This is a genomic window from Halalkalibacter oceani, from assembly GCF_023715605.1.
GTDB classification, from domain to species: domain Bacteria; phylum Bacillota; class Bacilli; order Bacillales; family Bacillaceae_D; genus Halalkalibacter; species Halalkalibacter oceani.
Window position 1 is genome coordinate 1 of sequence record NZ_JAMBOL010000021.1, and the last position, 17,252, is coordinate 17,252.

Here is a 17,252-nt window from a genome sequence, read left to right on the forward strand (position 1 = left end):
TGTGGACGGGATAAGTGCTGAAAGCATCTAAGCATGAAGCCCCCCTCAAGATGAGATTTCCCATGGAGTTAATCCAGTAAGACCCCTTAGAGATGATGAGGTTGATAGGTCTGGTGTGGAAGCGTGGTGACACGTGGAGCTGACAGATACTAATCGGTCGAGGACTTATCCAAGCCATTCTTGATACTTGCATAATCATGATCTAGTTTTGAAAGAATCAAGTCCATGTCCCTGCCTTTTCGGGACATGGACGCAGCAATGTGCGGAGTCGCTACAAGTTTTTCAAAGTCTAGAGAGGAGTGGGGTTCTCCACTCTAGACGAGTAGCGTACGGAGCCATTGCGACTTCCCCGATATAGATTGATCAAAGAGAACCTGACAAGGTAATCTCTCGATCAAAAGTCCGGTGGCGATAGCGAAGAGGTCACACCCGTTCCCATGCCGAACACGGTCGTTAAGCTCTTCAGCGCCAATGGTAGTTGGAGGCTTCCTCCTGCAAGAGTAGGACGTTGCCGGGCGATAAAGTACAATCCAAGCGGATTGTGCTTTTTTTGTATGTTTGAAAGTAAAGGACACTGGTTTGAGAGAACAAGGGACTTTTCATGAGAAAGCCAAGGGTACGGTGTAATGAAGCAACGAAGCAAAATGTCAAGTTCCCTCTTTGGCTGCTTCATAAATAGTTGAGGAATAATTATTAAAAATAGTATGAACATTCAAATTTTTATATTATGATATAGAATGTTAGCAATGACCTAGTAAGAAAGTGGGGGATAGGATGAAAAGCATTAAGTCAAAAATAGTACTTGGTTTTTCAATCATTATTTGTATTCTATTATCATTTTCTGCTTACAGTATTTATAGCATTCAGCAAACGACAGAATCGATTGAACAGCTCCGATCAGAAAAAGTTCCCGTTGTGATAATGAGAGAAAGATTAGCACTTAATATTGCAGAAAGGCTTGCTTTGTCCAATAATTATGTGTTAGCCGGGAGAGATGAGACCTTGCAGCAATTCGAGGAATTAACGACAGAGAGCAAGGCGCTGGAAAATTGGCTAGCTGAAAATACGAATGATGATGAAATAAATGAATTAATCATTCAAAGTGATGTGTGGGCCACCTTGTTAGAAACAGAAATTTTTGTACGCTCCGATACGGAAGATAACGATCAGGCGATCCGGATGCTTTCCTCCCAGGTGACCCCTTTGGCGAACCGGCTTATGGAAGGTCATAAAGAGGGAGCCGAGAGGGAGGAGCAAGAGCTTTCTCTCCAGCTGGATGAGATGGCGAGAGGAAGCATTCAGCTTCTAAATGTAACCGCTATCATAGCAGGGAGCGTGTTCGTTCTCAGTATCATGATTGCCTTATTTATGGCGAATCTTATTGTAAAGCCGTTAAAGATGCTGTTGCAAAGAGTGAAAATTGTGGCGACCGGCGATTTATCAATGGATCAAATTTCGATACGGACAAAGGACGAGGTAGGCCAACTGTCGGAGGCTTTTAATGACATGACAGGAAGTTTAAGAAGTCTGTTGAAAAAGACATGGGGCATGTCGGATCAAGTAGCGGCGACAGCAGAGCAGCTGTCAGCGAGTTCACAAGAAACGGCTGCAGCAACGAATCAGATAGCCGGGGCGATTCAAACGGTTTCTACAGCTTCCGAACAAGGGGTACGTCAAGCGAAAGAAAGCAGTATCTCGGCCGGGCATGTAAATGACGGGATTCACAAAATTACCGAGGCGGCAAATGGAGTGGAGCAGCTGGCAGACGAGGCTTCGCGTCAGGCTCTGGAAGGAGAAGAGGCAATAGAACAGGCTGCCGAACAAATAAATACAATTCAACAAACGGTTACGCAGGCGGCGGAGCTTATTCACCAATTAGGCGAGCAGTCTAAAGAAATTGATCAAGTCGTGACCCTTATTACAACAATTGCTGAGCAGACGAATTTGTTAGCGTTAAATGCGGCGATCGAAGCAGCGCGGGCAGGTGAGCATGGTAAAGGCTTTGCCGTTGTCGCTGATGAAGTGCGGAAGCTGGCAGAAGAATCCCGCCAGTCAGCTCAGAAAATAGCTGGGATGCTCGAGCTGATTCAAAAGGGCACAGTGCAGGCGGTCGATGAAATGAGCAAAGGTACAGCGGAAGTGGAAGCGGGTACAAAAGCCGTTCACAAAGTTGGTGAGTCGTTTACAAGTATCGCCGCGGCAATTGAGCGCGTGACAGGAGAAATGAGTCATGTCTCGGCAGCGACAAAGCAAATCTTGCAGCATACAGGCCAGCTCAATGAGGCTCTCACTTCGATGGAATATGTCTCTGTTCAAAATGCAGAATCTGCTCAAGCCGTTGCCGCCAGTGCCGAGGAGCAGCTGGCATCGATGGAGGAAATCGCCAGTTCGGCAGAAGCATTAAGTCAACTGTCGGTAGAGCTGCAAGGTGCTGTCGGCAAGTTTACGCTATAGGCGAGGATTAAAGATAGTTTCAAAAGACTGAGAAGTTGGCAGCGAAAAGTGAGCAGAGAAAGACAGATGCTTTCCCTGCTCACGAAACCTTTAGTCTAAACTGATCTTTTCGACATTGACGCGGCCAGAGAAAAAGGTAGCTCCGCCGCCCATATCTGCCAATCGATCTGGGGTGAGGGCATTGACCGTTTGCTTTTTTCCCGGCATATCAGCCCAGAGTCCCTGGCTGACGACAACGCCGGGAAGGACGTTATCTCCGACAGCGGCCGTCAGCTCGCATTCACCGCGCGCATTCCAGAGGCGGACAAGCTCGCCATCCTCGATATTTAAAGTTTCCGCATCTTTTTTGTTCATATGAATCTTCGCTGTCTTTTCCAGTTTAATATGCTTTTCGTTGTTGGAAAAGGTTGAGTTCAGGAAATTATGATTTGGACCCGGTACGAATAAAAATGGAAACTCCTCTTCTTCGACAAGCGGCGTATATGTCGGGAGAGGAGGATGACCATCCTTGGCCATCAGCTCGGAATACAACTCAATTTTTCCGCTCGGCGTATCGAGCTTCTTCAATGAAAATGAACTCCGATCAGCTTTGACGTAGTGGTTTTTGACCAAATCCTCGTAGCGGATATGCTTGATAAAAGGGTTGTTCGACTGCGCAAGCGTCTCTTGAATCAGTTCTTCATCGGAAGCCTGGAGAGCCTCGTCGTCATAGCCCATTGCCGCTGCCAACAGACGGAATACCTCCATATTCGATTTGCTTTCGCCATATGGCTCGACAACAGGCTGCTGCAGTTGCATATAGTGATGCCAGTAAGAGGCATAAAAGTCGGTTTGTTCAAAGGCCGAGGTCGCCGGTAGGACGATATCGGCGTACTTGGCCGTTTCTGTTAAAAAGAGATCGTGCACGACGGTGAACAAGTCGTCGCGGCTTAATCCTTTTCGGACTTTATTGCTCTCCGGTGTGACAACAGCCGGATTGGCATTGTAAACAAATAATGAATAAACCGGAGGATCGGCTTCAAGCAGCACCTTGCCGAGCTGATTCATATTAAACGTTCTCGTCTGCTTGTTCTCAAGTAAGTCCGGACGCTGGAGCGCTGCGCTATTATGGCGCAAAAAGCTTTTATTTGACTTAATTGCCCCCCCTCCTTTTACTTGCCAGGCCCCGGTGAGAGCCGGGAGACAGGCGATGGTGCGGACAATCATTCCGCCATTATCATGGTGCTGGAGTCCGTTGCCGATCCGGATAAACGATGGTGACGTTGTTCCGTACATCCGTGTCAGCGCGTAAATATCATCGACAGGCACGCCGGTAATCTCGGAAACCGTTTGTGGATCGTACTGTTGGACATGCTCCTCCAGCTCCGCATAGCCGACGGTGAATTCCTTCATAAAGTCGCGATCGACCATCTTTTCAGCAAAGAGGATATGCATCATTCCGAGCGCCAGTGCGCTATCGGTGCCGGGACGGATCGGAATGAACCAGTCGGCCATCCGTCCTGTCTGGTTTTTATGGACATCGATTACGACAATTTTAGCGCCGTTTTTCCGGGCTTTCTGGGCAATCGTCATTTGATGCATATTCGTGCTGACGGCATTGATGCCCCACATGATGAACAGCTTCGTTTCCGTCGTTTCCTCAGGGTCTGTTCCGACGCTGCCGCCCATCGTATACTTATAGCCGGTTGAGCCGGCGACAGAGCAGATTGCCCGCTCGAGCTGACTCGCTCCGAGCCGGTAAAAAAAGCGGCGATCCATTCCTTCGGCGTTACTATTTCCCATATTGCCGTAAAAGCTGTAAGGAAGAATGGACTCTGGTCCATGTTCCTTTATGAAACGCTTCCAGTTTGAGACAATCGTTTCAATCGCCTCGTCCCATGTAATCGGCGTAAAGCTACCGTCTCCTTTTTTCCCCGTTCGTTTTAAGGGAGTGGTCAGTCTTTTCGGATCGTAGAGTCGATCCGTCATATGGCGGACTTTGTTGCAAATGTTTCCTTTCGTGACCGGATGATCGGGATCTCCTTCGATTTTAACGATTTTCCCGTTTTCTTTATGCACGAGAAGGCCGCACTGATCTGGACAATCAAGTGAACATACAGATGGAAAAATTCCGTCTTTTTTCAATAGGTTTGCATGCATATCATCTAATCCCCTCGAAAAATAAAGTTACTAGATTATATCATTTAATGGAATCGTAGAAAAGGGAGGGGGGTACACGCACGTTGATCTGCTGTAATGAATATGATAGTGAAAACGTATGAAACGGCGTCGCAGCGCCGATAATGATGGCAGAGGTGATTGAAATGCCAGTAAAAAAGTCGATGATCATTCGTCTTGGCGACACTTGTGTCTTATGTAAGCAGCAGATGGAAGACGGAATTCATCTGTGCGAGGTTCATGTATGTGAAGAATGTGAACGGAAGCTTGTTGATGTGAATGTCGATGATCAAACGTATCCTCTTTACGTGGAGAAGCTGCGGCAGCTTTCACTTGAGCGTTTTTTATAAAGAATTTTTGCAAGCGGGCGCCCTTCCTATATAATAGAAGAAATTAAGTAGCGTTTTCGTAAGGGGGTTCTCCTTCGTGGGGAAAGCACGTATTCCATTAATTCAAGCTTTGCAGGATCATCGCCGAAAGCAGCCTTATTCCTATCATGTTCCGGGTCATAAAAATGGCCGCTTTTTTCATTCGAGCCTGAAAGCTGATTTTCAAGGAGCGCTCGGCTATGACGTCACAGAGCTGATCGGTCTCGATGACCTGCATGCGCCGGAGGGACCGATCAAGGAGGCGCAGGATGCCGCGGCCAGGCTGTACGGCGCCCGCGAAAGCTTCTTTCTTGTCGGGGGGACGACAGTTGGAAACTTAGCGACATTATATGCTTTGTTTTCACGCGGCGATACGGTATTTATTCAGCGCAACAGCCACAAGTCGGTCTTCCATGCAGCCGAGATCGCCGGCGTGCAGCCGGTTCTGATCGGGCCGGAATATGATGAGGGCACCGGGCATGCAGTCGGCCTTACCGCGGCTGCACTTGAGGCTGCACTCGCACGCTATCCCGAAGGAAAAGGACTTGTGCTGACCTATCCGAATTATTTTGGCGTCAGTCTGGCGATCGAGCCGGTACTGGAGGTGGCGAAGAAGGCGGGTCTGCTTGTCGTCGTCGACGAGGCTCATGGGGCTCATTTTTGCTTAGGGGAGCCGTTTCCGCCGTCGGCCTTAACAGCAGGAGCGGATGCCGTCGTTCAATCAGCGCATAAAATGCTGCCGGCCTTGACGATGAGCTCGTATCTTCATTTGAACGGCACGCTGACTCAAGCACAGTGCGGCAACGTGAAGGAGGCGCTGGCGATGTTCCAGTCGAGCAGCCCGTCTTATTTGCTGCTTGCGTCGCTTGACGGGGCGAGGGCGTATCTTGAAGAGCTGGACGCGAATGACATTCGTTCGATCCTGGATGAGGTGGATCAGCTGAAGCAACGGCTCGCTAAAATTGAGCAAATAAAAATCATAAATTGGCCGGAAGAAAGGTATCATTTCGATCCGTTAAAAGTTACAATTAAATCAAATACAAATCTAACAGGCTATCAGCTTCAGGAGCTTTTTTATCAGATAGGGCTTTATCCGGAAATGGCCGATGAATGTCATGTGCTGTTAACGCTCGGCCTTGGCAGGGGAGCGGTACCGCAGCGGGCGATCGATCAATTACAAGAGCTGTTAAGTCCGCATGAATTGGTGCCTGAGGTTAAGCAGCTTCCAATTGACATCAGCCGGGTGACAAGGCTTCATGCCTTTGCTGGAGAGCTGGCTCATATGCCGAAGCAACGTGTCCGCTTACAGGAAGCGAGCGGCAGGATTGCCGCTGAAACGATCATTCCGTACCCTCCGGGGATTCCGCTTGTGCTTAAAGGGGAAATGATCACGGAGCGTGCAGTGGAAAGCATTCGCCGGCTGCAGCGGGCCGGGGCGACATTTCAGGGAAGTCAGCCGGAGCTTGAATCGGTTTTAGTGACAGAGTTGGAGGAAAGACAATGAAGGAAGGGCTTTTTATTACCGTAGAAGGCGGAGAAGGAGCTGGCAAAACGAGCGTGTTGCACTACATTGAAGCTCGTTTGCGGCAGGAAGGGCATAAGGTGATGCGCACAAGAGAGCCTGGTGGCATTGATATATCCGAGCAAATCAGAGCGGTGATACTCGATGTCGCCCATACAAAAATGGATGCCCGCACCGAAGCGCTGTTATACGCTGCCGCCCGCCGTCAGCACCTCGTCGAAAAGGTCATTCCGGCATTACAGGCAGGCACGATTGTGTTGTGTGACCGCTTTATTGACAGCAGCCTTGTGTATCAAGGTTATGCAAGAGGGATTGGTTTTAAAGAAGTAAAAGCGATAAATGAGTTTGCGATTGAAGGGTACATGCCGGACATCACGCTCTATTTTGACGTGGAGCCCGAGGTGGGACTCGCCAGAATTGAAGCTGACCGCAACCGTGAGCTGAACCGGCTTGATCAGGAGAACCTCCGCTTTCATCAGGAGGTGCGCGCGGGTTACCAGCTCGTGCTTGACCAATTTCCCGAGCGAATCAGGCGCATTGACGCCAATCGGGCGATCGAGCATGTACAGGAAGAGGCGCTTCGTCAGGTGAAAGCATTTTTAGATGCTCAAATGATAAAGTAGCACGATTATGAAAAGGAGCTGAAAAAAGATGAGACTAATCATGGCTGTTGTGCAGGACAAGGATAGCAATCGTTTGTCAGATGCGCTTGTGAAGGCTGATTATCGGGCGACGAAGCTGGCAAGTACGGGAGGATTTTTGAAGGCCGGTAATACGACGTTTCTGATCGGAACAGAGGATGAGCATGTCGACGACGTGATGGCGATCATTAAGGAAAATTGCCAAAGCCGTGATCAGCTCGTCGCTCCCATTTCGCCGATGGGTGGCAATGCAGATTCCTATGTCCCGTATCCGGTAGAGGTGCAGGTCGGGGGAGCAACCGTATTTGTTTTGCCAGTCGAGCAATTTGAGCAATTTTGAGGTGGAAAGAGCCATGCAATCATGGGAGCAATTAAGCGTCATGCAGCCGAGAGTGGTGCTCATGCTGACGAAAGTAATTGAAAGGAACCGCCTGGCGCATGCCTATTTGTTCGAAGGCAGCAGCGGGACAGGAAAACAGCAGGTGGCTCTTCAGTTAGCGAAGAGCTTCTTTTGCCGGAACCGGACGGGGGCCGAGCCGTGCCAAACGTGCCGTGATTGCCGCCGGATTGAACACGGCAATCATCCGGATGTTCATTTTATCGAGCCGGACGGGCAGTCGATCAAGAAGCATCAGGTTGAATACTTGCAAAAGGAATTTACATATAGAGGCGTCGAGTCGGGAAAGAAAGTTTATCTCATCAATGATGCTGATCTCATGACGGCCAGTGCGGCAAACAGCATGCTGAAATTTTTAGAAGAGCCGACAGCGGACACGTTGGCGGTGCTGATGACGGAGCGGCGTCAGAAAATCCTGCCGACGATTCAGTCGCGCAGTCAGCAGCTCAGCTTCGCTCCCTTGCCGCGGCAGTTGTTTGTAGACAAGCTTGAAGCAGAAGGAATTTCCAGCGGAAATGCGGTTTTATTGGCTGGATTAACAACAAATTACAGTGAGGCAATCACTCTATTAGAGGGAGATTGGATTGCGAAAGCACGAAGCGTAGTGATACAATTGATGGAAGAGCTTTATCAACGGCCCAATCAAGTTTTATTTACGTTGCAGGAAAAGTGGCTTCCTTTATGTAAGGAGCGCTGGCAGCAGGAAAAAGGCCTTGATATGATGCTCTTATGGCTGAGAGATGTGATGTATACGAAAGTCGGAAAGCAGGACGGTCTGACCTACATTGATCAGCAGAAACAAATCGAACAACAGGCGTTCTCAAGCTCGCATGATCGCGTCAGCGAAAAGATGTCATTTGTCGAGGAGGCAAAAAGGCAGCTTCAGGCCAATGCGAATCTGCAGCTCCTGATGGAGAAGCTGTTGCTTACAATACAGGAGGGATAGAAGATTGCATCAAGTTGTGGGCGTCCGTTTTAAAAAAGCGGGCAAAATCTATTATTTCTCCCCTGGTACGTTTCAGTTGGAGGAAGGAGAATCCGTCATTGTTGAAACGTCAAGAGGCATTGAATACGGACGGGTTGTCATCGGAACGAAAACAGTCGGTGAAAATGATGTCGTCCTGCCGTTAAAGCAGGTAATCCGAATTGCCACACAGAAAGACAAATTAACGGTGCAGGAAAATCTCGAAGCGGCAAAGAAAGCCTTCGATGTATGTGCAGAGAAAATAACGGCCCATGAGCTCGATATGAAGCTTGTTGATGTGGAATATACATTTGATCGAAATAAGGTGCTGTTTTATTTTACGGCAGATGGGCGAATTGATTTTCGTGAGCTGGTGAAGGATCTGGCGGCGATTTTCCGGACGAGAATTGAATTGCGGCAAATCGGCGTACGGGACGAGGCGAAAATGCTCGGCGGTATCGGTCCTTGCGGAAGAGTGCTCTGCTGTTCCTCGTTTCTCGGTGATTTCGAGCCGGTTTCGATCAAAATGGCGAAGGATCAGAATCTTTCGCTGAACCCGGCCAAAATATCAGGGCTGTGCGGACGGCTGATGTGCTGTCTCAAATATGAGAATGACATGTATGAATCAGCGAAACAGCAGCTTCCTGATGTCGGAAAGCGCATTAAAACACCTCATGGGAAGGGGAAGGTGATTGGGCTTAATCTCCTTGAACGTTTAATTCAGGTGGAGCTGGCTGATGGAGAGCGGATTCTCGAATTCACGATGGATGAGTTATTCAACAAAGAATTTGTGCCAACAGAAGCCACAGAATAATGAGGTGGGAGCAGAGTGGACAAAAAGGCAATATTTAAGCAAATGAGTCAGCTTGAAGAAAGAGTCGGTTCCTTTCATCAAGATGTGCGCGGCCTAAAAGAACAGCTCGCTTTTTTAATAGAAGAAAACCATTCACTCCGCATTGAAAATGAAAAGCTGCGCGAACGTCTGGAAGGGCAGCAGGAAAGCGAAGCGAAGGCTGATCCGAAGAAACAACCAAATCAAAAGAAGCCTCTTGTCGGCGAAGGTTATGATAATTTAGCAAGATTATATCAAGAGGGCTTTCATATTTGTAATACACACTATGGAAGCATTCGTTCAGATGGAGATGATTGCTTATTCTGCCTGTCCTTTTTGCATCAGAAATAAGCAATATACGAGGTTGTCCCGTGCAGGCCGAAATGTCGGCTTGGGGGCAACCTTTTCTTTAGAGAAAGTGGAGGTTCGAGGAAGGCACTGGCTGAGAACAAAGATCATTGCAGTGCTTCTAAGAAAAGGAGATGACGACAAGCAGTGGATTTATTACAAGGTGAACGCTGGGATTACATTGCCGGGACTGAGCTGCGTGTGATCCAAAGCCCGGATGTGTTTTCGTTTTCCATCGACGCGATTCTGCTCGGCAGATTTGTGAACGTGCCGATTCAGAAAGGCCGCATTCTTGACTTATGCACGGGCAATGGAGTCATTCCTTTAGTGATGGCGACTCGCTCAAAGGCGGAAATCATTGGCGTCGAGCTGCAAGCGCGGCTTGCCGATATGGCAAGGCGGACGGTGGAGGCGAATCAATTCAGCAGCCGGGTCGACATTGTGGAAGCGGATATTAAGCAGCTGCCGCAGGACGTCAGGCGTGGCTCGTTCGATGTCGTGACATGCAATCCTCCCTATTTTCAAACAGCGACAATCGCCGAGCGGAATCTTAATCCGCATCTCGCTATTGCCCGGCATGAGATCCACTGCACGCTTGAGGATGTGATCCGTGCCTGCAGTGAATGCGTGAGGCAAAAAGGCAAGGTCGCCCTTGTCCACCGGCCCGAGCGGCTGGGTGATCTGATCACGCTGATGCGCGCCTATCGAATTGAGCCGAAGCGGATGCAATTGATTTATCCGAAAGTGGGTAAAGAAGCGAATATGGTATTACTAGAAGGAATTAAGGATGGGCGGGCTGGGATGAACTGCTTGCCGCCGTTAACCGTTTATAATGAAAAAGGGGAATACAGCGCGGCGTTTCGGGCCGTTTATGAAAACAGCGCCGACCAACAGCAATCAGTGAGAAAGGATAATTACGATGCAGCAGCAAAATAGCTTTGCCGAAAGGAACGAAGGTGGACTTTATCTCGTGCCGACGCCGATCGGAAATTTAGAGGATATGACCTATCGGGCCGTCCGCACTCTTCGGGAGGCAGATTTGATCGCTGCCGAGGATACGAGACAGACGATAAAGCTTCTACGTCATTATGAGATTGAAAATACGCTCGTCAGCTATCATGAGCATAATAAGCATAAGGCCGGGGAGAGTCTGATTCGACAAATGCAGGAAGGAAAATGGATCGCGCTTGTCAGCGACGCCGGAATGCCGGCTATTTCCGATCCTGGCGAAGAGCTTGTCCAGCAGGCGATTGCGGCAGAGCTCCCTGTCGTGGCGCTGCCCGGGGCGAATGCGGCGTTGACGAGTCTTGTCGCATCAGGCCTTCCCGCTACCCGCTTTCAATTTATCGGCTTTTTGCCAAGGCAGAACAAACAGCGGCAGGCTGTGCTGGAACAGGTGAAGCAGCATGAATCGACACTGCTTTTTTATGAAGCGCCTCACCGGATTAAGGAGACGCTGAACGCATTGCTGGCGGTGCTCGGAAATCGGCGGATCGTCATTTGCCGGGAACTGACGAAGAAGTTTGAAGAATATCAGCGAGGTACGATTGAAGAAGCAGTACTCTGGTGTGAGGTAGGAACAATTAAAGGTGAATTTTGTCTCGTTGTTGAAGGGACGGATGGTCAGGTAGAAGCTGATGCCTGGTGGGAAGAGCTGAGCATTGTACAACACGTTCAGCATTATATCGGATTAGACATGAACCAGAAGGAAGCGATTAAGCAAACAGCGAAGGATCGCGCTCTTCCGAAAAGGGAGGTTTATGCGGCTTTCCACCAGCTTGACTGACGAGCCGCGATATTTCGCAAAAAAAAATGTCTGCAAAGGCTTTTACACCTTTGAGACATCTGTGGAGTTTTCACCTATTAAGCTTTTGATGTGCGCGCAAGGTATTCCTGAAGGTCTTTCAACACTTCTTCGGCACCTTGTGGGCTCAAAATGATTTTTCCATTGGCAATGGAAAGGTTGTCATCAGACACTTCACCAGTAAGTTGACAAGTCATGTTAGGCTTGTACTTCTTCAAAATAATGCGGTCATTGTCAACATAGATTTCGAGTGCATCCTTTTCAGCGATGTCAAGTGTACGACGAAGTTCAATTGGAATAACAACTCGTCCTAATTCATCAACTTTACGAACAATCCCAGTAGATTTCATTATCCATTTCCCCTCTCAACAATATATATTTTATAATGATGTGTCATTATTCGACATATTTCTATCTGAACTAAGAATACCAGTGTTTCCAAAACGAGTCAATTCTTTTTTTGACTAACTATGTAAAAATTCGTGAAATTTCAAAAAAATGATAAGAAAACGGGAGTATGTAAGGATTTTTCAGAATGGAGGGAAGAGAATTGTTGGAAATATCCTCTTTATTAGTAGAAAAGATCAAGGGAATTAATGGAAAAATAAAATCGACATATCAGCACAATCAAGAGGATAAAAAGATCATTCGACAAAATCTCCTTAAATCAGGGGCGGAATTTCGACAAATGTGTCGATATTCGACAGAAACCATTTCAAAGTGGCTGGATGGACGAGAGGTGGCGGGAGTTGACGGCTCTGTCAATCAGACAAAGGGAGAGGCGCCACATGTGCTTTATGTTTTCCAGGCGCTCGCCAAAACGACAACTGGTCATCAATGCTTAACCTCGGATGTGTACGCGCCTATATTGGAAAAAAGCGATGAAGAAGATCAAGGGAAAAATTGGCGGGCCCATATTTTAGCCAAGCTTGAGCTGGAGGCCGCTTTTCAGTTGCTTGAAGAAAGGGATGTCGGGCTGCTGTTGATGGACGGGGCGCTTTATCATTATCGGATTGACGCCCAGGAAGAATGGGAAAAACTGCGGCAGAAGGCGCTTGAAAAAGAAGTCGTCTTAATCGGCGTGTCGGAAGAAATTACGACGGAAAACTTAATGAAGCTTGAAGCGTTTCATATGTACCGCAATCGGCCGCAGGCGTTTGACCGCGACTTGTTGTTCGGCGTATTGGAGCGTGATGAGCTTGTTTATGTTGAAACAATCCAGCATAAGGCCGGCTTGCAGTCCGTCTGGATGCGTCCGAGTGCCGATCCGGCGATTACCGGATTCGATATGCTGGAGGAACAGGCCCACCTGAAAGAAGAGGTTGGCAATTTGCTCGCGACGTTAACGCCGAAGGATGGACGCGGCATTCCACTCTGGCTTGATTACATCGACAGGGAGGTGCGCGTCACTGATAAATTGGTCGAAGCGCTTGTCGAGCAATATATTGATCCGGAGCTGCAACATCGTTTTTTTGCCAAGAAGAGAAACTACCGTCCGTATTAGGAGAAAAAGGAAGGAAGATGGCTGATGCAAGTTGTAGGGGTAACGACGCAGCATGAAGTGTATGTCGCGTCAAAGGTTCACAAATTTCGCATGAATGAAATGGTCGTCATTGAGGATGGAGACCTGTACCAGCCGAAAGGAGAGGTGGTTGAAACCTTTTCCTATAACCGCTATATTCCGATGGGCTTTGATAAAGGGCTGGCCGATGATCAAGTGCTAAAAACACTTGAGCATATCGGCTATGACATCGGAGCGGATGATATTCATTTAGCGAAGGTAAGGCTGTTTGAGGAGGCGGTCCAGCCGATCCAGACCGGGGCCGAGGTTCGCCATCCGCATTTTGACGAAATTTCGTCCTTGCTGGTTAAGGCTGCTCCGGAGGAAGGGCTCGTTCTTGGAGAAGTAAAGTCGACTGACTTTATTAGCGAGACGATTCCGGCTTCTCTGAAAGGGCTGCTTTCGATTCAGGATCATGAGGGCGTTCGTCCGCAAAACGGTGTTCCCTTCATTTTCGATATTCGGGCGATGCAGCAATACCCGCATATTGGCGTTTTCGGCGGTTCGGGCTCAGGAAAGTCGTTTGGCTTGCGGGTAATGCTGGAGGAACTGATGAAGCTGCGCATTCCGACGCTCGTCTTTGACCCTCATTTTGAGATGAATTTTTCTGCCAAGGCTGAAGGGGTGACCGATTCAATCGATTATCAGGAACGCTATCTTGTCGTCCAAATCGGAAGAGATGTCGGCGTCGATTTTTCGGCTTTGTCCGTTCGTGATGTGGAACGGCTGCTGTCGGCTGCCGGCTCATTAACCGAGTCGATGATCAACGTCATTCAGTCGACGCATAAGCGCAAGGACAGCTACCAGTCTTTCAGCGACCGGATTGCCAACCTTGCCGCCGCTCTGGAATTAGGGAAGCAGAAAGTGGAAGCGATGCTGCACGACGGCGGGATGACGCGGGATGAGCTGGAGCGATTTGATACATATCGCAAGCTGCTTGACCAATTCGGCAGTCTGCCGCTCGCTTCGGTGAAAGGGATTCAATGGCGGGTAAACCGGCTTAATCAGGCCGGGCTGTTCCAGCAAAATATCCGCTCGATTGAAGAAGGAATCCATAGTGGCCAGCTTGTCGTCGTTCAGGGACCAGTATGGCTGCTGCAAGTGTTTTCAAGCTACGTCGTCGGCGCATTATACGGCAAGCGCCGCTCTTATAAGGATGCAAAGCTGCAGCAGCTGCAAGGGGAGTTTTTCCCGCCTTTTGTCATCGTGACCGATGAGGCTCATAATTTTGCGCCGAAAGGCTTTGACGCACCGGCGAAGTCAGTGCTCAAGGAAATTGCCCAGGAGGGTCGGAAGTACGGAGTCTTTCTCATTTTTGCGACGCAGCGTCCGACGTTGCTTGATGAAACGATAACAGCCCAGCTCAATTCGAAGTTCGTTTTTCGTACCGTGCGCGGCACCGATATCCAAACGATTAAAGAAGAAACCGATTTGACGCATGAGGAAGGCAAGCGGCTGCCTTATCTTCGCTCCGGCGACGTCTTTGTTTCTTCAGCGATCATGGGCCGGACGATGGCTGTTCGAATCCGGATGGCGCATTCGTCCAGTCCGCATACGTTAAACCCGTTCGACGAGCTGCGGGAGATGAAGCAGCAGGACAGCAGCCAGCTGCTTGAAGCGCTCAAGCCTCAGCTTCCGCTTGCGGAAACAAGCATTATGAGTCAGCTGACGGCATTAAATGAAGCGGCAAAAAGAAGCTGGGATGTGCAGCAGTGGAAGAAGGAGCTTGACCGGCTTAGCCGCGACGGTCTGCTGAAAAAAGAAAAGACACCGTTTGCGACGCTGTATACCGAGCCTTGACGGGATCGCCTGATTTCGGTATATTTTGGGTATAATCCAGACATAATGGAGAAAAAAGAAAAGCGTTGATCCGATGAAGGGATAAGTACGGCAGAGTCGTCTATAAGTAGCCAGTGTGCTATGCAGAGAGCCGGGGGAGCTGGAAACCGGTATAGAGGATGGTCGGAAAATGGTCCCGGGAGGAGTTCATCTTCGAGTGGCTGTGCCATAAGGGGCTGACGTAGCTGGCGTTAACAGAGGAAGTCGTCGAAGACTTCATGAGCCCTTTGCTGCGAAGTGAAGGGGAAGCTGGGTGGTACCACGTGAGAGTCGCTCTCGTCCCGATGCGGATGAGGGCTTTTTCTATGCAAAAAAGGAGGATATGAACGTGACAGAAAAAAAGACGTTTTATTTAACGACACCAATTTATTATCCGAGTGACAAGCTCCATATCGGACACGCCTATACGACGGTGGCCGGAGACGCGATGGCGCGCTACAAGCGCCTGCGCGGCTATGATGTGCGCTATTTGACCGGGACGGACGAGCACGGGCAGAAGATTGAGCAAAAGGCAGCAGCGAAAGGGCAGACGCCGCAGCAGTTTACCGACGAGATTGTCGCCGGCATTCAAGAGCTTTGGAAGAAGCTCGATATTTCCTATGATGATTTTATCCGGACGACAGAGGAACGCCATAAAAAGATCGTTGCCAAAATTTTTGAGCAGCTGCTTGAACAGGGCGATATTTACTTAGATGAGTATGAAGGCTGGTACTCAATTCCTGATGAAACTTTCTACACGGAACGGCAGCTTGTTGATCCGGTCAAGGATGAGGATGGAAAAATCATTGGCGGGAAAAGCCCTGACAGCGGTCATCCGGTCGAAAAGGTCCGGGAGCAATCGTATTTCTTCAAAATGAGCAAATATGCCGACAGGCTGCTGAAGTTTTATGAGGAAAACCCTTCCTTTATACAGCCGGAGTCGCGCAAAAATGAAATGATTAATAACTTCATTAAGCCGGGGCTTGAGGATCTGGCTGTTTCGCGGACTTCTTTTACGTGGGGAGTGAAAGTGCCAAGCAACCCGAAGCACGTCGTCTATGTATGGATTGATGCCTTGTCGAACTACATAACGGCGCTTGGCTACGGCTCTGAAAATGAGGAGCTTTACCGTAAGTATTGGCCGGCTGATGTCCACCTTGTCGGAAAGGAAATCGTCCGTTTCCATACGATTTACTGGCCGATCATGCTGATGGCGCTTGATTTACCATTGCCGAAAAAAGTGTTCGGGCACGGCTGGCTGCTGATGAAAGATGGAAAAATGTCGAAATCAAAAGGAAATGTCGTCGACCCGGTGCCGTTGATTGATCGTTACGGGCTGGATGCGCTGCGCTACTACTTGCTGCGTGAAGTGCCATTTGGCTCGGACGGCGTGTTCACGCCGGAAGCGTTTGTGGAACGGGTCAATTATGATCTTGCCAATGACCTCGGCAATCTGTTAAACCGTACGGTCGCGATGATTCATAAATACTTTGACGGCGAGATTCCGGCTTACGTGAAGGATGCGACGCCGTTTGACGGAGAGCTTGTTGAACTTGTCAGTGCAACGGTGGCAAAGGTCGAGTCGGCGATGGAGGAAATGGAATTTTCCGTCGCATTAACAGCGATTGGCCAGCTTGTCAGCCGGACGAACAAATATATAGATGAAACTCAACCGTGGATGCTGGCAAAGGAAGAAGCGAAAAAAGAGGAACTCGGATCGGTCATGTACCATCTCGCTGAATCGCTCCGCCATATTTCAGTGATGCTGCAGCCATTTATGACTAGCACGCCGAAGAAAATCTGGGAACAGCTCGGCGTCACGGATGAGCACACGAGCTGGGAATCGATTCAGTCGTTCGGTCGGCTTCCGGCTAAAACGGCCGTACAAAAAGGTGAGCCGATTTTTCCGCGCCTCGATATGGAAGAGGAAGTGGCGTATATCGTCACGCAAATGGGTGGTACGGTGAAGCAAGCTGATGAAAACAAGAAAGACGACAGCGATGTTCCTGAAGTCGACGAGATTACGATCGACGATTTCTCAAAGGTCGAATTAAAGGTTGCTGAAGTACTGGCTGCCGAGCCTGTTGAAGGGGCGGATCGCCTGTTGAAAATTCAGCTCGATCTCGGTTACGAAAAGCGCCAGGTTGTATCCGGGATCGCGAAGTATTACACGCCGGGCGACCTCGTTGGAAAAAAAGTCATCTGTGTCACAAATTTAAAGCCGGTCAAGCTGAGAGGCGAGCTGTCGCAAGGCATGATTCTTGCCGGAACAAAAGGGAAAAAATTGCAACTTGCTACGATTGATGGAAATTTGCCAAATGGAGCGAAAGTAAAATAAAGGAAGAGATGTCATGATGCTAAAATAATTTTGTTTGACCAAGATCTG

15 protein-coding genes and 2 rRNA genes are annotated in these 17,252 nt (G+C 49.0%); 15 read left to right on the forward strand and 2 right to left on the reverse strand.

What is annotated here, in order from left to right; translation table 11 throughout:
• The 3 genes from M3202_RS16995 to M3202_RS17005 all read left to right on the forward strand — a co-directional run.
• Window positions 1-173: ribosomal RNA gene (locus M3202_RS16995) — 23S ribosomal RNA — on the forward strand; the annotation flags it as partial.
• Window positions 174-401: 228 nt separating this feature from the next.
• Window positions 402-517, forward strand: a 5S ribosomal RNA gene (gene rrf, locus M3202_RS17000).
• Window positions 518-774: 257 nt separating this feature from the next.
• Window positions 775-2,454: a methyl-accepting chemotaxis protein gene (locus M3202_RS17005; RefSeq protein WP_251224469.1), complete on the forward strand. Its 1,680-nt coding sequence runs from the start codon at window positions 775-777 to the stop codon at window positions 2,452-2,454.
• A gap of 90 nt (window positions 2,455-2,544) precedes the next feature.
• Here the strand turns inward: M3202_RS17005 and M3202_RS17010 are convergent, their stop codons facing one another.
• Complete coding sequence (locus M3202_RS17010) at window positions 2,545-4,593, reverse strand: molybdopterin oxidoreductase family protein (protein ID WP_251224470.1); 2,049 nt, start codon at window positions 4,591-4,593, stop codon at window positions 2,545-2,547.
• A gap of 164 nt (window positions 4,594-4,757) precedes the next feature.
• Between M3202_RS17010 and M3202_RS17015 the strand changes: the two genes are divergently transcribed.
• The 9 genes from M3202_RS17015 to rsmI all read left to right on the forward strand — a co-directional run bounded on the left by M3202_RS17015 (window position 4,758) and on the right by rsmI (window position 11,469).
• A complete protein-coding gene (locus tag M3202_RS17015; RefSeq protein WP_251224471.1) occupies window positions 4,758-4,961 on the forward strand; it encodes a sigma factor G inhibitor Gin in 204 nt (67 codons plus the stop codon).
• A 76-nt stretch (window positions 4,962-5,037) separates the two neighbouring features.
• Window positions 5,038-6,483 carry an aminotransferase class I/II-fold pyridoxal phosphate-dependent enzyme gene (locus M3202_RS17020; protein ID WP_251224472.1) on the forward strand — a complete coding sequence of 482 codons (1,446 nt, stop codon included), beginning with the start codon at window positions 5,038-5,040 and terminating at the stop codon, window positions 6,481-6,483.
• Window positions 6,480-7,124: a dTMP kinase gene (tmk, locus tag M3202_RS17025; protein WP_251224473.1), complete on the forward strand. Its 645-nt coding sequence runs from the start codon at window positions 6,480-6,482 to the stop codon at window positions 7,122-7,124. The genes M3202_RS17020 and tmk overlap by 4 nt, the downstream gene beginning before the upstream one ends.
• A 28-nt stretch (window positions 7,125-7,152) precedes the next feature.
• On the forward strand, window positions 7,153-7,482 hold the full coding sequence (gene darA / locus M3202_RS17030) for a cyclic di-AMP receptor DarA (RefSeq protein ID WP_251195306.1): 330 nt from the start codon (window positions 7,153-7,155) through the stop codon (window positions 7,480-7,482).
• Between the two features lie 13 nt (window positions 7,483-7,495).
• Window positions 7,496-8,485, forward strand: a complete 990-nt coding sequence (holB, locus tag M3202_RS17035) for a DNA polymerase III subunit delta' (RefSeq protein WP_251224474.1) — start codon at window positions 7,496-7,498, stop codon at window positions 8,483-8,485.
• A 4-nt stretch (window positions 8,486-8,489) separates the two neighbouring features.
• The gene (locus M3202_RS17040) at window positions 8,490-9,317 is read left to right on the forward strand and encodes a PSP1 domain-containing protein (protein WP_251224475.1); all 828 of its coding nucleotides are present in this window, start codon (window positions 8,490-8,492) and stop codon (window positions 9,315-9,317) included.
• Between the two features lie 15 nt (window positions 9,318-9,332).
• Window positions 9,333-9,686 (forward strand): DNA replication initiation control protein YabA, encoded by a 354-nt coding sequence (gene yabA, locus M3202_RS17045; RefSeq protein ID WP_251224476.1) that lies wholly within the window; start codon window positions 9,333-9,335, stop codon window positions 9,684-9,686.
• A gap of 144 nt (window positions 9,687-9,830) precedes the next feature.
• Window positions 9,831-10,619, forward strand: a complete 789-nt coding sequence (locus M3202_RS17050) for a tRNA1(Val) (adenine(37)-N6)-methyltransferase (RefSeq protein WP_251224477.1) — start codon at window positions 9,831-9,833, stop codon at window positions 10,617-10,619.
• Window positions 10,603-11,469 carry a 16S rRNA (cytidine(1402)-2'-O)-methyltransferase gene (gene rsmI, locus M3202_RS17055; RefSeq protein WP_251224478.1) on the forward strand — a complete coding sequence of 289 codons (867 nt, stop codon included), beginning with the start codon at window positions 10,603-10,605 and terminating at the stop codon, window positions 11,467-11,469. The genes M3202_RS17050 and rsmI overlap by 17 nt, the downstream gene beginning before the upstream one ends.
• A gap of 77 nt (window positions 11,470-11,546) precedes the next feature.
• Here rsmI and abrB read toward each other — a convergent pair whose 3' ends face one another.
• Entirely contained in the window at window positions 11,547-11,837 is a 291-nt protein-coding gene (gene abrB / locus M3202_RS17060; protein WP_251224479.1) for a transition state genes transcriptional regulator AbrB, read from the reverse strand.
• A gap of 185 nt (window positions 11,838-12,022) precedes the next feature.
• Here abrB and M3202_RS17065 point away from each other — a divergent pair, with 185 nt between their 5' ends.
• The 3 genes from M3202_RS17065 (at window position 12,023) to metG (ending at window position 17,204) form a co-directional block, all read left to right on the forward strand.
• Window positions 12,023-12,991 (forward strand): DNA double-strand break repair nuclease NurA, encoded by a 969-nt coding sequence (locus tag M3202_RS17065; RefSeq protein WP_251224480.1) that lies wholly within the window; start codon window positions 12,023-12,025, stop codon window positions 12,989-12,991.
• Window positions 12,992-13,015: 24 nt separating this feature from the next.
• On the forward strand, window positions 13,016-14,848 hold the full coding sequence (locus M3202_RS17070) for an ATP-binding protein (RefSeq protein WP_251224481.1): 1,833 nt from the start codon (window positions 13,016-13,018) through the stop codon (window positions 14,846-14,848).
• Between the two features lie 292 nt (window positions 14,849-15,140).
• Window positions 15,141-17,204, forward strand: coding sequence for a methionine--tRNA ligase (gene metG, locus M3202_RS17075; protein ID WP_349775631.1), 2,064 nt, complete (start codon window positions 15,141-15,143; stop codon window positions 17,202-17,204).
• Window positions 17,205-17,252 lie beyond the last annotated feature (48 nt).

What these genes read in the sequence shown, in the direction of transcription:
- M3202_RS17070 (WP_251224481.1), top strand. Translation starts at nt 13,016, where the DNA reads ATGCAAGTTGTAGGGGTAACGACGCAGCATGAAGTGTATGTCGCGTCA.
- abrB (WP_251224479.1), bottom strand. Translation starts at nt 11,837, where the DNA reads ATGAAATCTACTGGGATTGTTCGTAAAGTTGATGAATTAGGACGAGTT.
- M3202_RS17010 (WP_251224470.1), bottom strand. Translation starts at nt 4,593, where the DNA reads ATGCATGCAAACCTATTGAAAAAAGACGGAATTTTTCCATCTGTATGT.
- M3202_RS17065 (WP_251224480.1), top strand. Translation starts at nt 12,023, where the DNA reads ATGGAGGGAAGAGAATTGTTGGAAATATCCTCTTTATTAGTAGAAAAG.
- rsmI (WP_251224478.1), top strand. Translation starts at nt 10,603, where the DNA reads ATGCAGCAGCAAAATAGCTTTGCCGAAAGGAACGAAGGTGGACTTTAT.
- tmk (WP_251224473.1), top strand. Translation starts at nt 6,480, where the DNA reads ATGAAGGAAGGGCTTTTTATTACCGTAGAAGGCGGAGAAGGAGCTGGC.
- M3202_RS17005 (WP_251224469.1), top strand. Translation starts at nt 775, where the DNA reads ATGAAAAGCATTAAGTCAAAAATAGTACTTGGTTTTTCAATCATTATT.
- M3202_RS17015 (WP_251224471.1), top strand. Translation starts at nt 4,758, where the DNA reads ATGCCAGTAAAAAAGTCGATGATCATTCGTCTTGGCGACACTTGTGTC.
- holB (WP_251224474.1), top strand. Translation starts at nt 7,496, where the DNA reads ATGCAATCATGGGAGCAATTAAGCGTCATGCAGCCGAGAGTGGTGCTC.
- darA (WP_251195306.1), top strand. Translation starts at nt 7,153, where the DNA reads ATGAGACTAATCATGGCTGTTGTGCAGGACAAGGATAGCAATCGTTTG.